The organism is Fictibacillus phosphorivorans (genome assembly GCF_023715845.1).
GTDB lineage: Bacteria > Bacillota > Bacilli > Bacillales > Fictibacillaceae > Fictibacillus > Fictibacillus phosphorivorans_D.
Genome location: NZ_JAMBOR010000006.1, coordinates 1 through 14,599, shown reverse-complemented (window position 1 = coordinate 14,599; position 14,599 = coordinate 1). Strand labels below are relative to the sequence as shown.

21 protein-coding genes are annotated in these 14,599 nt (G+C 39.9%); 14 read left to right on the top strand and 7 right to left on the bottom strand.

Annotated elements, in window-relative coordinates; translation table 11 throughout:
* Positions 1–3: 3 nt before the first annotated feature.
* On the top strand, positions 4–813 hold the full coding sequence (locus M3206_RS06595; protein ID WP_251311725.1) for a DUF817 domain-containing protein: 810 nt from the start codon (positions 4–6) through the stop codon (positions 811–813).
* Between the two features lie 145 nt (positions 814–958).
* Here M3206_RS06595 and cyoE read toward each other — a convergent pair whose 3' ends face one another.
* The gene (gene cyoE / locus M3206_RS06590) at positions 959–1,867 is read right to left on the bottom strand and encodes a heme o synthase (protein ID WP_251311724.1); all 909 of its coding nucleotides are present in this window, start codon (positions 1,865–1,867) and stop codon (positions 959–961) included.
* Between the two features lie 397 nt (positions 1,868–2,264).
* Between cyoE and M3206_RS06585 the strand changes: the two genes are divergently transcribed.
* The 5 genes from M3206_RS06585 to pheA all read left to right on the top strand — a co-directional run bounded on the left by M3206_RS06585 (position 2,265) and on the right by pheA (position 5,919).
* The gene (locus M3206_RS06585; RefSeq protein ID WP_251311723.1) at positions 2,265–2,825 is read left to right on the top strand and encodes an AAA family ATPase; all 561 of its coding nucleotides are present in this window, start codon (positions 2,265–2,267) and stop codon (positions 2,823–2,825) included.
* Between the two features lie 33 nt (positions 2,826–2,858).
* Positions 2,859–3,380 carry a tetratricopeptide repeat protein gene (locus M3206_RS06580; RefSeq protein ID WP_251311722.1) on the top strand — a complete coding sequence of 174 codons (522 nt, stop codon included), beginning with the start codon at positions 2,859–2,861 and terminating at the stop codon, positions 3,378–3,380.
* A 23-nt stretch (positions 3,381–3,403) separates the two neighbouring features.
* A complete protein-coding gene (locus tag M3206_RS06575; protein ID WP_251311721.1) occupies positions 3,404–4,315 on the top strand; it encodes an aminoglycoside phosphotransferase family protein in 912 nt (303 codons plus the stop codon).
* A gap of 444 nt (positions 4,316–4,759) precedes the next feature.
* On the top strand, positions 4,760–4,933 hold the full coding sequence (locus M3206_RS06570) for a hypothetical protein (RefSeq protein WP_251311720.1): 174 nt from the start codon (positions 4,760–4,762) through the stop codon (positions 4,931–4,933).
* A gap of 161 nt (positions 4,934–5,094) precedes the next feature.
* Positions 5,095–5,919, top strand: coding sequence for a prephenate dehydratase (pheA, locus tag M3206_RS06565; RefSeq protein ID WP_251311719.1), 825 nt, complete (start codon positions 5,095–5,097; stop codon positions 5,917–5,919).
* Between the two features lie 127 nt (positions 5,920–6,046).
* Here the strand turns inward: pheA and M3206_RS06560 are convergent, their stop codons facing one another.
* From M3206_RS06560 to M3206_RS06550, 3 genes are all read right to left on the bottom strand, one after another.
* Positions 6,047–6,199 (bottom strand): hypothetical protein, encoded by a 153-nt coding sequence (locus tag M3206_RS06560; RefSeq protein WP_251311718.1) that lies wholly within the window; start codon positions 6,197–6,199, stop codon positions 6,047–6,049.
* A gap of 10 nt (positions 6,200–6,209) precedes the next feature.
* On the bottom strand, positions 6,210–6,473 hold the full coding sequence (locus M3206_RS06555; protein ID WP_251311717.1) for a hypothetical protein: 264 nt from the start codon (positions 6,471–6,473) through the stop codon (positions 6,210–6,212).
* A 429-nt stretch (positions 6,474–6,902) separates the two neighbouring features.
* Positions 6,903–7,229, bottom strand: coding sequence for a hypothetical protein (locus M3206_RS06550; protein WP_251311716.1), 327 nt, complete (start codon positions 7,227–7,229; stop codon positions 6,903–6,905).
* Between the two features lie 161 nt (positions 7,230–7,390).
* Here M3206_RS06550 and M3206_RS06545 point away from each other — a divergent pair, with 161 nt between their 5' ends.
* The 4 genes from M3206_RS06545 to M3206_RS06530 all read left to right on the top strand — a co-directional run bounded on the left by M3206_RS06545 (position 7,391) and on the right by M3206_RS06530 (position 9,857).
* Positions 7,391–7,843 carry a GNAT family N-acetyltransferase gene (locus tag M3206_RS06545; protein ID WP_251311715.1) on the top strand — a complete coding sequence of 151 codons (453 nt, stop codon included), beginning with the start codon at positions 7,391–7,393 and terminating at the stop codon, positions 7,841–7,843.
* 15 nt (positions 7,844–7,858) lie between these two features.
* Positions 7,859–8,584 carry a hypothetical protein gene (locus tag M3206_RS06540; protein WP_251311714.1) on the top strand — a complete coding sequence of 242 codons (726 nt, stop codon included), beginning with the start codon at positions 7,859–7,861 and terminating at the stop codon, positions 8,582–8,584.
* 33 nt (positions 8,585–8,617) lie between these two features.
* The gene (locus tag M3206_RS06535) at positions 8,618–8,851 is read left to right on the top strand and encodes a zinc ribbon domain-containing protein (protein ID WP_349774001.1); all 234 of its coding nucleotides are present in this window, start codon (positions 8,618–8,620) and stop codon (positions 8,849–8,851) included.
* Between the two features lie 373 nt (positions 8,852–9,224).
* Positions 9,225–9,857, top strand: coding sequence for a pyridoxamine 5'-phosphate oxidase family protein (locus tag M3206_RS06530; RefSeq protein WP_251311713.1), 633 nt, complete (start codon positions 9,225–9,227; stop codon positions 9,855–9,857).
* A 54-nt stretch (positions 9,858–9,911) separates the two neighbouring features.
* Here the strand turns inward: M3206_RS06530 and M3206_RS06525 are convergent, their stop codons facing one another.
* Positions 9,912–11,252 (bottom strand): FAD-binding oxidoreductase, encoded by a 1,341-nt coding sequence (locus tag M3206_RS06525; protein WP_251311712.1) that lies wholly within the window; start codon positions 11,250–11,252, stop codon positions 9,912–9,914.
* A 151-nt stretch (positions 11,253–11,403) separates the two neighbouring features.
* On the opposite strand from M3206_RS06525, the gene M3206_RS06520 reads away from it, so the two are divergent.
* Positions 11,404–11,910, top strand: a complete 507-nt coding sequence (locus M3206_RS06520; RefSeq protein WP_251311711.1) for a GNAT family N-acetyltransferase — start codon at positions 11,404–11,406, stop codon at positions 11,908–11,910.
* Between the two features lie 178 nt (positions 11,911–12,088).
* Here the strand turns inward: M3206_RS06520 and M3206_RS06515 are convergent, their stop codons facing one another.
* Positions 12,089–12,460, bottom strand: a complete 372-nt coding sequence (locus M3206_RS06515; RefSeq protein ID WP_251311710.1) for a cyclic-phosphate processing receiver domain-containing protein — start codon at positions 12,458–12,460, stop codon at positions 12,089–12,091.
* A gap of 300 nt (positions 12,461–12,760) precedes the next feature.
* Between M3206_RS06515 and M3206_RS06510 the strand changes: the two genes are divergently transcribed.
* On the top strand, positions 12,761–12,952 hold the full coding sequence (locus M3206_RS06510; RefSeq protein ID WP_251311709.1) for an ABC transporter ATP-binding protein: 192 nt from the start codon (positions 12,761–12,763) through the stop codon (positions 12,950–12,952).
* Positions 12,953–12,954: 2 nt separating this feature from the next.
* On the top strand, positions 12,955–13,518 hold the full coding sequence (locus tag M3206_RS06505) for a GNAT family N-acetyltransferase (RefSeq protein ID WP_251311708.1): 564 nt from the start codon (positions 12,955–12,957) through the stop codon (positions 13,516–13,518).
* A 281-nt stretch (positions 13,519–13,799) separates the two neighbouring features.
* On the opposite strand, the gene M3206_RS06500 is transcribed toward M3206_RS06505, so the two are convergent.
* Positions 13,800–14,117, bottom strand: a complete 318-nt coding sequence (locus M3206_RS06500) for a nuclease-related domain-containing protein (RefSeq protein ID WP_349773999.1) — start codon at positions 14,115–14,117, stop codon at positions 13,800–13,802.
* A gap of 157 nt (positions 14,118–14,274) precedes the next feature.
* Between M3206_RS06500 and M3206_RS06495 the strand changes: the two genes are divergently transcribed.
* Complete coding sequence (locus M3206_RS06495; protein WP_251311707.1) at positions 14,275–14,439, top strand: DUF3934 family protein; 165 nt, start codon at positions 14,275–14,277, stop codon at positions 14,437–14,439.
* The last annotated feature ends 160 nt before the right edge of the window (positions 14,440–14,599 follow it).

The window sequence follows — 14,599 nt, the reverse complement described above, 5'->3', positions numbered from 1 at the left end:
ACTATGAGAGCTTTGAAGCAGCAGCTCGTTTATTTTGGTTGGGAGCAGGCACTCTCCTGTTTGTTTCCTGTCGTAATCTTCACTTCACTCGCAGTGACACAGATCGTAAAGCTGCCAATTTTGCCACGGTATGACTGGTTGCTCATCATCTGTCTTTTGATGCAATGGGTGATGGTGCGTTCAGGTCTCGAAACAAGGGATGAATTGAAGGTGATCACATTGTTCCACTTAATCGGTCTGGCTCTTGAACTTTTTAAAGTGCACATGGGTTCATGGTCTTACCCAGAGGAAGGGTATTCCAAAATAGCTGGGGTGCCCTTGTACAGCGGATTCATGTATGCCAGTGTTGCGAGTTATCTATGTCAGGCGTGGAGAAGGTTGGATGTTGAACTGGTAAAGTGGCCGCCGTTTTGGATGGTTGTGCCGCTTGCTTCTGCGATTTATTTAAACTTTTTCATTCACCATTTTTGGATGGACATACGCTGGTGGTTATCTGCGCTCGTCATTATCGTCTTTTGGCAATCATGGGTGACATACAAGGTGAATGGAACCCGGTACCGCATGCCGCTCGCACTTTCTTTTGTACTGATCGGTTTTTTTATATGGATCGCTGAAAATATTGCGACATTCTTTGGCGCTTGGAAATACCCGAACCAAACGGAAACTTGGAGTCTCGTTCCTCTCGGAAAAGTGAGTTCTTGGCTTTTGTTAGTGATCGTCAGTTTTCTGATCGTTGCTACATTAAAGCGGGTGAAGGGAAGTAATGAGGGGATAACTGGTCATCTTTATACCGATAAAAAACAATTGAACTAGTTAGATTGTTGATACTAGTTGTTTTCTAGAAAGGAAAAAAGCACTGTGAAAAATTGAACTGCACCTCCAATTGTTAGTTGTGTCTAACAATTGGGGTGCAGTTCAATTGCAGTCTTTTTCGATTGCTAATTTATGTTCTTTTATTTTATTTAAGAATGAAAATCCCAACGAGAGAGTATACGATGACCGTCGAAAACAGAATGGTCATATGGATCAGGGAGTAGATGAAAAGAAGTTTCGCCCATTTCTCTGAATCCTTATTTTTCTTATAGCCGTAGATACTTAGTACGAGCCAGCCAACATTCATTAAAAGAGCAACTAGTGTTAGACCTAAGCTTAGCGGCAAGAAAAGAAAACTTGTTAAGCTCAAAAGCACTAAGTAAACGTTGGTCTGGATATACGTTCTTCTAACCCCTTTTACAACAGGAAGCATTGGAATTCGAGCGGCTTTGTATTCGTCATGCCGGCGTATCGCGATCGCATAAAAGTGAGGCATCTGCCAGATCACTTGAATGATGAATAATGCAGCGATAGCAGGATGTTCAAGGGTTCCGGTCATGGCTGCCCAACCAATTAGCGGTGGCATAGCGCCCGATATAGAGCCAACTTCCGTGTTATAAATCGTTCTTCTTTTCGTTAACATCGTATACGGTACAACGTAAAAGAAGAGACCTAGAAATCCTAACACTGCAGCAAGCGGGGTTGTAAACGCAAGGGCGACGATGCCTAGAACCGCCATTAGGATGCCGAGCCATAATGCCGACTGAATGTTGATTTCGCCGGTAACAGTAGGTCTTCCCTTGGTTCGTTCCATAATCGCATCGATATCCCGGTCATAGATGTTGTTAAAAGTTCCGGCAGCCCCAATCACGAGAAAGGAACCGATTAGAGCAAACAGCGTATCTAACACCTTTTCACTAGGGTCGATATCATACGTATATATAGCCAGCGTCAATCCAGCAAACATCGGCACAAGATTAGATTTAATAATCCCTGTTTTGATCGTTTGGCCAAGGACGGCTGACATTTTTTGTTTTTCCAAAGTTCTTTCCATTATATAAGACACCATCTTCATCTATTATCTCTATAGGTTAACCAATTTATTGTAACCTTAAATACATCTCTATTAAAGCACTAAATCTAAATACAGTACAAATGATAGAACATCAATGAGCACATTACAAAAGAGTTTTGTGAACGTTTTGTGAGGGTTGTGTGAGAGATGTGTGATCCTGCTATTTTGATAACGTTTTCTCCATTTTTGAGTGAAAATAAGAGATTTGAGTAACAGGGATTGTTTAATTGAGGGATGATTTTGTCACGAGTAAATGTATTAGTAGATCTTTGTGCAGCAAGAACAATTAGGGCTGATATAATGAAAAAAACGTAAAAAAAACCTATAAAAGATTAATTGATGGAGAGCAGTTTTTTTAAAAAAAGGGGGATGCATCTTGAAGCTTGTTCTATTATTCGGTCCTCAGGCGGTTGGAAAGATGACGGTGGGGCATGAGTTAGAGAAGGTTACGGAACTGAAACTCTTTCATAACCATATGACGATCGATCTTGTGACTAAGTTTTTTGATTATGGATCAAAAGAGGGAAAACGTCTCGTCCAACTGTTTCGTAAAGAGATATTTAAACAATTTGCCCAAAGTGATCAATATGGAATGATCTTCACATTTGTATGGGCATTCAATTTTGAGTCTGATGGGAAGTTTGTTGAGGATGTTTGCGAGATTTTTGAAGAGAAAGGAGCAGACATCTTTTTTGTTGAACTGGAGTCGGACTTGGATGAGAGGCTGAAACGAAACAAGACCCCTCATCGATTGGAACACAAACCATCGAAACGAAATATTGAATGGTCGGAAAATGATTTGAAAACTTCAATGGATAGATACAGGATGAACTCATTGGAAGGCGAAATTAATAAAGAGAATTACTTGCGTATCAATAACAACGATTTGAGTCCGGAAGAAGTAGCTTTACAAATAAAAGAGCATTTTAATCTTTAATGGGTTATTGAAATGAAGAGGAGAGGATTCAAAATGAATCAAAGCTTACGTGAAAGATTGGATGAAACCATCGCGTTACGTGAAGAGGGACGTGCAAAGCAGGATATGGTGATCTTGAATGAGGCGCGCACCCAATTGATTAAAATGTCAGAGGAAGATCCCCAAAACGCCGAAATCAACTATCAGATCGGGATAGCACATGATAATTCTGGATTTACGAAGGAAGCTATCACTTACTATGTAAAAGCGATCGATCAAGGGCTTTCAGGCTCGGATTTAGAGCGATGCTTACTTGGACTTGGCAGTTCATACCGTCTATTAGGTCAATATGATAAGGCAGTTGAGACTCTTCATAAGGGTGTAACGCATTTCCCTGATCACCGGGGTCTGCAAATTTTTTATTCCATAGCTCTCTATAATAAAGGAAGATACAAAGAAGCCATGGAGATCGCGTTAATGAACCTGATGGAGACTACGAATGATGAAAAGCTTCAATATTTTAAAAAAGGAATTACCTTTTATGCTCAACATTTGGATGAGACGTGGGATGATTAGATTCTTTTATTATGGAGCGAACAATGAGACTACCAGACCGATTTATACAAACCTTAAAACATATTCATAAAGAAAGAGCAGAAGAGTGGCTCTGTAATTTTGGTAACCAAATGGCTCTTTTCGAACAGAAGTGGGGGCTTTCTATTCATGAACCGTTTGATTTGTCGTTTAATTTTGTCGCTCCAGCAACTCGAAAAAACAGGGAAGAAGTTGTCGTGAAAGCTGTTCTATCTGATAAAGAGTTTCGTAGAGAATTAGAGGTTCTTAAAAGAATGAAAGGGAGTGGCATGGTCAAGTTATTGGAATATGACCAAGATCAGGGAGTTATGCTTCTTGAACGGTTAAGACCAGGCTATACACTCGCGGAAGTAGAGGATGAGGAAGAAGCTGCACGTATCGCCTCTCACATCATGAAGTCACTGTGGGTAACAGCATCTCACCATTCGGACATAGAAACCGTAATGGATAGGGAAAACAGTTTGAAGAGGATCGCGCGACAGCATACACATGGATTCGGTCCGATCTCGAGTGAATTGATTTGTACTGCGCTAAAAGTTTTTAAACAGCTTAACCGTGAAATTCAAGAGCCTTATCTTCTGCACGGAGATCTGCATCATTATAATATATTGAAAAACGGTCATTCATGGATGGCTATTGATCCGAAGGGGTTGATCGGGGACCGTGAGTACGATGTGATTCAGTATCTGTTGAACAATTTGCCTGAGACGAATCAAAAAGAAATCATTGAGAAACGTATCCATATTTTTGTGGAAGAACTGGATTTGGTTAAAGAGAGAGTCTTGCTAAGAGGATTCTCACATGCGGTGTTATCCACATGCTGGACGGTTGAAGACGGGAATTTTAATGAAAAATTCTTTGGTACCATCGAAATTTTTCAGGAATTGTGTAGGCAAAGTGGTTTAGAGGTGATTTAGTGTTAATTTTAGGTCCCTGAAGGGGCTTGAATTTATTAGAATAGCTCATTTTGAGCGAAACGGAGGGCATTTTGAGCGGTACCCGACAGTTTAGAGCGTTCGTGGCTAATTTTGAGCGTAGATAAGTAATCTTGAGCGAAACTCGAGGGTTTTTGAGCGAACGTGTAATAAATAAAAAAACACGTACCGTGAAACGACTAAGCTTTTATTGATTCGCAGACACGATTTCTGTGATTTTTTTGGAGGTTAATCATATGAAAAGCACCAATGCCCCTTGGTTTAGAAGCATAAGCAGTCAAGCTCTCAAGTAATATGGCCTAATCTGTAGCCGAGGTTTGGGTCGCACTAAAAGTGAAAAATCAGTAACAAAATCAAATAAATAAGGTATATGATCCACGCAAGTTGTGAATGAATGTAGATAAGACAACTAAAGGAGGCGTATCTATGGAAATAAATATGAGCCCAGAAGAAGTCTTATCAGAAATTCAAGGTTTAATGGCAAAAGGTTCGAATTTGAACAAAAAACAAGTGAAGAAAACCAATCCTCAGCTCATGAGAAATGCACTTCATTATTTTCCGAGTTGGGACGATGCCATTGAACGAAGTAATACAGGATGATTAGGTCATAATTAGTTAAAAGTCGCAGATCACACGATCATGCGGCTTTTTAATTTTAGGAAATTTTAAATAAATTCACTGATTTTTCATAATTTCATTTGGTCTATTTAATCAATAGATGTATACTGAAACGAAAAGAAAAAAGGCAGGCGTGTTCTAACATGAAAGTAGCATATTTAGGTCCTCAAGGAAGTTTCTCGGAAGAAGCTGCCTTTCGTTATTTTAAAAATGATGATGTTGATTGGTGTAAAAGTGATTCCATCGTTGATGTATTAGAAGCGGTTGGGGAAGGTAAGGCAGATAAAGGGATTGTCCCAATTGAAAATTCGATAGAAGGAACGATCAACATAACAGCTGATGGTCTTTTAACGTATGACTTGTTTGTTGAAGCGGAATTGATTTTCCCGGTTTCCCTTCATCTTCTTACCATAAAGGGAGCATCGTTTGAAGAGGTGCGTGAAGTCTGGTCCATCGTTCCAGCGCTTGCCCAATGTCGTGATTTTATCAGAGAAACGAAAGTGAAGAGCAAGCAGTTCAACAGTACGTCTGCAGCCGCTCAAGCGGTAAAGAATCAAGAAAGAAAAGATGTTGGTGCTATTGCATCCCAATATGCAGCTGAAGTGTTTGATTTGCAGATTGCGAAAAGCGGGATACAGGACTGCAGCAACAACCACACGCGGTTCGTCGTAATCACGAAGGATTCTGTAAAACCGAGGGAAGATCGAACGAAGACAATGATGTTGATCGCGCCAACGGAAGACTATTCGGGAGTACTCTCATCTATTCTAAATGTATTTACAGCACTTTCGATCAATCTATCCTGGATTGAGTCTCGTCCTACGAAAAAGCAGTTAGGGACTTATCACTTTTTTATAGAAACACAAATGGGTTTGCATGAAGAAAAGATGACAAAAGCCATTGCAATCTTAGAAGCATATGGACATGATGTGAAAATTTTAGGAAGTTACAATACAACGAAATTATAAACTAAAATCGGCCACTCTTATGGTAAGAGTGAGCCGATTTTCTTATGCATGCAATTCAAATTGTTTGGATATAGGTGAGGATAAACTCCACCGCGGCAAACGGAGATCGCTACCTTTTATCCTTTCGTTACTTTTTATGCACTTTTACAAAGACTGTACCGAACAATTTTTCATCTACATATGCATCTAGCTTCCACATTCCAGGCTCAGGCAGGAACATCATGTAAGGGACATGGGCGTCAGCCCCATTGTTTGCTCCACCTACAATGGCTTCTTCCAAAGATAATCCTTCACCCACCTGTTTCCTGTGATGTCGCAACGACTTTAAATGGCTTCCCTTCCAAGTCTTTAGAGCCCCACAAATGCCACATATACTTCTGTACTTTGCTTGGATAAAACTTTACGACTTCTGTGTTATCGTAAATAAAACCAATTTTATCTTTTTCTCCGATCATTGTGTAACCACCCGATTTAAACAAGGAGCTTTCTTTCCACTCTTCTAGGGTGCATGCAGTTAATAAAAGGATAAAGAGTGCTACTATGATTTTCTTCATTCCCACGAACCCCCTTTCTATATGTTTACAACATATAACTCCTTTTAATGAACTTAGAATTTGACAGTGAGAGCAAAACGAATAAAAGGATGAAGACGATAACGATTAGTCCGGCACTTACGATGAATTCACCGAATCTAAAATGAAAGTAAACGTAAACAAATAAATAATAAATCGTCAAAGCGATTAAAAGAAAAACGGCGGCAGTTTATTATTGATGAAGTGTATTCACCAAATGAAAGTGAAAAGTGAATGGTCCATGACAGAAGTGCGACTCAACCAAAGTGATATGGAAATTTTTCAGTTGCCATAGAAGCTCCTTTTTATTCTTTTGAGAATCCTTACGTGATGAATAGAAGGAAGTTCCGATTTTTAACTAAAAAGGTTTGGCAAAGGCACAAAAAAAGATAGCTCAGGAGTTATCCCTGGCTATCTCTGTTCATTCGCATCTTTTACACTAGCAATTTCGATCTTTTCAACAAACATGTTGAACACGCTGCGTTTTTGTTCGAGTTTTTTCATCTGTTCTTTCAGCTCTTTATATTTTTCTTCAAAGGGCTGTTGATAGGTCTTCTTAATGTTTTTGATCATTTCCTCGTTGATGGTAGATTGAATGACTTGTTTCGTGATTCCATATTTATAAGAATAAAGCTGAAGCTCAGTCTTCACCTTCTCGTATTCTTCATCGATTTCTTTCTTCTGTTGTTCAATCTCTTCTTTCCATTCAAGCAGAGCATCTTTTACATACGGCTCCATCTTTTGCCTCCTTAAAGCGGTTCATTCATACGTCTAACTTTTTATGTACTTAATACACTATTTATAATGAAAAGCTCTTTTATGGGGGTATTTTCATGCATTGACTAAAATTTTCCATAACCCTATGATGGAAATAAGTATACGTAGAGAGGACTATTTTGATGATGAGACTCGAAACAGAAAGACTCACAATCGTTCCTGTAGACCATCAGTTAGTGGAGAGGCTCTCACCAGAATATTACGAGATTCATGGCTTTATCAAAAGTTATTTAGATAAGTTACAGGAAGATGAAAGTCTTTTAGGCTGGGGCGTTTGGTTTGTGATTGAAAAAGAGAGTGGGCGTATCGTTGGAGATCTTGGTTTTAAAGGAAAACCGGTAGACCACACCGTTGAAATCGGATATGGCATCATTCCTTCGGCTCAAGGACAAGGCTATGCAACAGAAGCGGCTCATAAACTCATAGAGTGGTCTTTATCAACGAAACTCGTAAGTCGTGTTATCGCTGAATGCTTAGAGGATAATATCGCTTCGATACACGTCTTAGAAAAACTAGGATTTGAGGAAACCGGTGCAAAGGATAAGATGCTGAAGTGGAAATGGAGAGATCGATAGAAAGGGGTTTAACTGTTGCAGGATAACTTCTTCCGACGAAAAATAATGGCATCGTTCGTAACTACAATCACGTTGGCGATGATTCTAGCAAGTGTTTATATCTATCATGACACTCGCGCAACGTTTGATTATGGAGCAGAATTTTTAATTGCAGTAATATTTTATGGCATATTTGGAGGCATCATCATACTCATTTATGGATCACTGGTATCAGCTTTAATCGAGGTTATCATGAACAGATGGTTCAGAATCAACATTCCCTTCTATGTATTACTTCACGGTGTTTTTGGATTGATCATGCTTCTCGTAAATCCAATTCTAGCATTGTTCGGTGTAGGAGCAGCACTTTTTTATGCCTGTACCGACAGGTGGATTCTTCATCGGAAAAAAAGAGATAAGCCAACCTTGATGTTTCTGCTTAGTCCGTTGTCCGTTACCATGGTGACTTGGTCGATTCTAAGTTTCATTACTCCAGAACAGCCACCGTTTACAGCAGAGGATGCCGTTGCGTTTGTAACATCTGGAGAAGGCACGATCATTGATAAGTTTCCGAAAAAAGAAGGCGTAATAACGGTTGGGAACGCAATTCGAGAAACAAGTGTTGAAGAGATCGACGATGAAGTGTATATCGTGACGTTTACGGAGACGTGGAAGGATGAGGAAGCGGGCGGTCCATGGTCGATCTCCTATAAAGTCGAGCGCGGATCTTCCACGATTTATGAGGAGAAAAGTGGCCTTTAACCATAGGAAGAGGAGATGATTTGATTGAGCAGAGTGGAAAATGCTATCCAAACGAATTTTAAGTGTTCTAAGTGCAGTCATCGAACGTGCAGGACAAAAGAGGTTGCCATGACAGGGTCTGGATTAAGTAAATTATTAGATATTCAACATAACCACTTTCTCTTTGTTTCGTGTATGAATTGCGGTTACGTCGAGGTGTATAATCCAGATGTTTTGGAAGGGAAGAAAGGTCAATTGAGTTCAATCCTAGACATACTTTTTGGATAAAGATATCACTTTGCTGGTATCTGATGAACAGTTATGGCTGGTTTTGTTTAGGGGTTATATTAGTGGGGATATCTTGGGGACTTTTATCCATCGCTATCGATATCGAAAATGAAGTCTGTTCTATACAGCTTTTGGACACGAGAGTTACTTCAAGATTATTTCCAAATTAAACAAGGGAGACGTTACGTTTAAAGTAAGGACTCCCATACAGAACTTTGGTGTCAGGTATTATAACGAAAACACTCAGTATGATATTTATGTAAGAAAAGAAAATCTCCACCTTGCTCATCATGCTATGAATGAAAGTTGAAAAGCATTAAAAAGATCTTTTTTACTTTCTAGAGCCACTTAAAATCAAAATGAGGAGAAACATATGACCATTCTATTTAAAAAATACATGGCAAACCCGGAAGAATTAAGAACGATGTTAGGAAGTCCGAGTATTCGAGGGCAAAACAAAGTGATTTCTGCGATCGATGAGCATTGCAGAGAGTTCATAAGAAAATCTCCATTCGTCGTACTTGCGACATCGGATGCTGCAGGAAACTGTGACAGTTCCCCTCGAGGTGATGCGCCTGGGTTTGTATATGTTGTAGATGATCAGCATCTTATCATTCCAGAACGCCCAGGGAACAAACGTGCCGATTCTATGTTCAATCTCCTTGAAAATCCTAGAGTGGGATTGCTTTTTATGATACCTGGCATGGGGGAAACACTCCGAATCAATGGGGAAGCGACCATCATTCGCGATGAAGATATTTTAGAAAAAATGGCGGTTAACGGGAAACCACCCCAGCTTGGAATCGTTGTAAAAGTAGAGCAGTGTTTCATGCATTGTGGGAAGGCTTTTAAACGCTCTGGACTTTGGGAGCAAAAGAAGTGGTTGGCTAAAGAGGAACAGCCGAACGCGGCAAAGATTATTGCGGATCATGTGAACCTTCCAGGAATGACAGAAGAAGTGGTGGCAGAAGCACTGTTAGACGGATACAAGAATAAGCTGTATTAATGAAAAAAGCCCTCCTGCGCTAACGGGAGCTCGGGGGGGCTTTTACTGAAATTTTCAACAAGATGGCGGTACGCTTTGCGGGTGATTAAAGATATTTTCAGGGTCGTATTTTGCTTTTACTCGCTGCAGTCTTGCAAAGTTGGTTCCCCAATAGGCTGATCCGAAATTTTCGATATTTTCGTCTGGCACGTTTACATAAGAACCGACTACATAAGGTTTTAATTGCTGACGCACACTTTCGACAGATGCCAGACTGCTCGCTTCCTCTGACGGATCGATCCAGGTCGCATTCCATTCTGTGTAGAACAACGGTGATCGCCAATAAAAGGCTGTTTTATCTTTTGGCACTCTGCTGATGGCACCGCCCCAGTTAGTAAAGTAAAAGTTAGATTCAGTCCCTGGTGCTTCTTCTAAAAATTGCTTCATGATCGAAATGGGTTCATCCTGCCAAAGGTTTTTTGACCATGCAGAAGAGAATTTGAAATTTTGATCGGCAATAGGATCTGGTGGATCGAGGAAATCGATACAATCTGGATAGAAAAGGGTCTCGATCACTACATTCGTTGGTGTCCCTGCGTTAAGTAATGGCTGTAAAATCTGTGTTAGTTCCGGTCTGGATCCTAAGAAAAGCCCGGAGACGTGACAGAGCCCATTCACCTTGCTCAAGATCTCCATGTAGGACCCTAATCGTTCGTCTACAAATGGCATCAAGTTTTGCCAAGCTCTAAAGGCTGTTTCTAACTGTTCCCATGGCCAAACGATATCAAAAACCGTTGCCGTTTCAGGGGCACGGTGAACCTTGAAGGTGTATTCGGTATTATAACCAAAAGTACCCCCACCACCGCCTCTGGATGCCCAAAATAAGTCCTTATTGCATGCGGGATTCGCCTTCAGAATGTTTCCTTGTGCATCCACCGTTTCAAGAGCAAGCAAGTTGTCAGAGATTAGCCCAATGGAACGTGAAAGCACTCCGAAACCACCACCTGTCGTGATTCCTCCAATACCCACGCTCGGACTATCTCCGAATACTGCCATAAATCCTTCTCGAGCCAATGCTTTAACAAGTGGGCCAACGCGAATACCAGGTTGAACCGTAGCAATGTGTTTTCTTTTATCCAAATGAAACTGATTCATATCACCCGTATCAATGACGATTCCGCCTTTGACAACGGAAAGGTCCTTGTCTAAAGCATGGCGTCCGCTTCTAATCCTTAGCGGCACATCGTTCTCACGAGCCCATTTGATTGCATTGCTGACATCACAGGCATTTTGTGCAAAAACAAAAACAAGAGGTAAGGTATTCACATACGGGTTCCAATTCAGAACGGCTTCATCATAGCCGGGGTCCCCCTGATAGATAACCCTTCCGGTCAACTGTGTGTTGTTAAATCCCATGCGTTCCACTCCAAACACAATATATTTTGCAAAAATGTACTCCAATAATGTATGCAGGTAATCTGCGTACGGTCAGAACTTTTTAAAGGGTATTTAGGAGGAACAGGAGAAAGGATAGTGTGGACATTGAAGGATAAAAGGAGGATGCAGTATGCGAGTTGTGACAGATCTTGAGATAAAAAAAGCAACCGTTATGGAAAGTGATAAAGTGATCAAGCTGCTTAAAGATATCGGACAATGGATGAAGGACAAAGGAATTCAGCAATGGGGCTACCTATTGGAAGGTGGGGATGATGAAGAGATTCATCAAGCGATCGTGGATCAACATACTTATATTGTTTCAGCAGGCAACCAGATGATCGCGACGTTTACGTTGTCACCAGAGCAAAGCGATTGGGACCGACATATCTTTGGAGATGACGAGACATACGATTCGCTCTACCTACATCGACTAGCAGTTAAGCCATCCTACATGAATCAAGGAATCGGAAAAAGCCTGTTGAACTGGATACATGAAAATCATAACTCTCATAAAAAAGTTGTGAAGCTGGATTGTGTAGCCGGAAATGCTAAGTTGAATCAGTTTTATAGGGATAACGGATTTGAGTATGTAGGTGAAACGGATAAGCATAGTAAGTATCAAAAGGTTTTGGGATAGGTGGAGGGATGGCCTCATGGTTGAATTGTGCTGGGCAGGAAATCAAAAGAATAACGATTATCTCTTGGTATGTAAAAGTCGAGGAAACAGCTACGATGCCAAGTGATTTATGATGTTGGTAAACTGTGGCTGTTTCCTCAGTTATGTTCAAGCTTATAAAAGTAGTGGGTTTAGTGAGTTACATGACGTCTATATAATGCTGCAGCATAAATGGCGGGATGTATTTGAGAGGTAAAGGTCGTCGTGATACGATGATCGACGGCGGCATTATAAGATCTTTTTGTGCCTGTTTTAAATGGTTGTACATATGTTTTCCGGCAACTGAATTGGCGGAATGTATCGTAATCCGATTTGCGTATAAATTTTCATTAACCATCATTTGAACGAGCATTGTTCCGTTTCTCGTTTTACTGATCAAGTCGTGGTCTAATGAGAGATGTTCAATGTCGAAGTTTCGCAAAAGTTCTATACATTCATCGATGGTCTCGACAAACACATACCCTTCTGGCGGACTTCGATAATCATCCATAAATACACTGATTTTCTCCATTTCTTGCACTCCCTTCCGTAACGGAGGGTGACTAAGAAAAGTCGAAAGCCCTAAGTTGTATCAAACTATTATAACATACTTTTAACCATAATGAAAAAGCCGCTGAGTAAGCCTGATCAAGAGTGCTTAGTAAATGCCTTTCAAAAAGAAAAGAGGAAGTACCTCATAATTACAGAAATATATAGTAGGGGCGATTATTTAAACGAAGATTTTTTATGAGGTGATGGGTGAATTGGGAATATCGATAAACGAAAACGTATAGAAGAAGGGGTTTTTACTTATTGAATCACGAAAAATAATATGATCTTTATGGATGATCATGGCAAAACCGTAACCACTTTAAAGGGGAAAGAAGCAGATAAAATCATAAAAAGGATTGAACAAGCCTCTACCGATCACGAAGTGCAGTTGATTCTCGCAAAAGTGACAGGGAACTTTAAAAGAGGCAATGAGAAGGATATCTCTAAGAAAATGGATGGAAAAGGGGAATGAACATGAACCAAAGTATTAATTTGGAACAAAAGTTATCTGGCCAAAATATTTACATACGTCTACTTAATGTGGATGATGCAGAAGACTCACTTCAATTGCAGGTGGAGAACAAAGATTTTTTTGAGAAGTATTCAATGCAGCGATCACCAGAATTTTATACGCTTGAAAGTACACGAAAGCGGCTGCAGATGATGGCTGAAAATGCTAAACAAGATCTCGATTATTTATTTGGTATTTTCACAAATGAAGATCAGTTGATTGGTACAATTAATCTGTTCGCCGTTATGCGCGGTTCGATTCAAAGTGCATTTGTCGGTTATTTTTTAGATCAGAAACACAATGGAAGAGGCTATACGACTGAAGCCGTGAAGCTAATCGTAAAGTATGCTTTCGAAGAATTGAAATTGCATAGAGTCGAAGCAGGAGTTATGCCACATAACATCGGATCAATTCGTGTGTTAGAAAAAGCGGGCTTCGAAAAAGAAGGACTAGCCCGTAAAAATGTGAAGATCAACGGCAAATGGGAAGACCACCAGCAGATGGCGATTATTAATCCAGCTGATTAATATTTAAGGAAGTTCAAGGTGATATCTAAATGATCGATTCGAACCACTGGAAGGTAAAGTTAGCATCTGCAATAAATATTAGGATTTGCGCCGATTAGATAATTGAAGAAATTCTTTACATTGTTTAGTTGTAATAATTGGTGAAATTAATAATGCATAATCTCTAAGAGCTTCAACGTGTGTATCCTTTGATGTAAGACCGCATTTTGCACATTTCCAATTCGCATTATGATGATACATGACACTGTTATTATTACAAATGGGACATAAAACACCTTTAATTAGGTAGGAGAACAATCCACAAAAGAGTTTTTGTTACTGAATACAATTAGATGTTCAATAGGAATGTCAGGAAATTTCTTCTTTTTGAGGATTTGTAAGAGGTGATACTTCTGCCTTACTTGTTCCAAAGGATCTTCAAAATAATCAAGTTTATCATTAAGTTTTCTAACAAGTTGACCAAATTTATCGTCAAAATATATATGCCCTGTATAGTTTTTGATTTCTAACAATAGCAGAAACTTCTTCGTGAATAAAAGAGTATCTATTTGAAAGTAATAACCCATATGCAGGATTCGAATATTGAAGATAAACATCACCTTGTCCTTAGGCAAATCTGTAAAAGTACTCTAAGGATTGTTACGCAGCTTTAACCACCCAATTTTGCTCCTCAAGCAAACCTAATTCACTGCACTTGTAGTAAAATCTCGCATTCTGCTCTATACTGTGTAATAGAATGTGCTTGGAGTGATTAGGATGGGTAAAGCGAAAGCGAATAAGAAAAAGAGCGGTGTAGGTCAAGGAACGGGCAAGAAAGGCTGGAACCGCTGGAAATCGAGCAGTAAGAAAAAAGGTCCGAAACCGTATGTAAGTAAAGGGACGAAAAAGATAGATAAAGATCAAGAAGAACCAAACGATTGATCAAGAGCCAGCTCACTAAATCAGTGAGCTGGCTCAGAACGTAGACAAACCCCATTTCAACTTTGTTGAAAATGGGGTTTGTGTTGTTTTTAAGTATTATTTTTGAATAAACACACCTGGATTAAACTGGACATGGCCCTCGCCATGTCCAGTTTGCCAG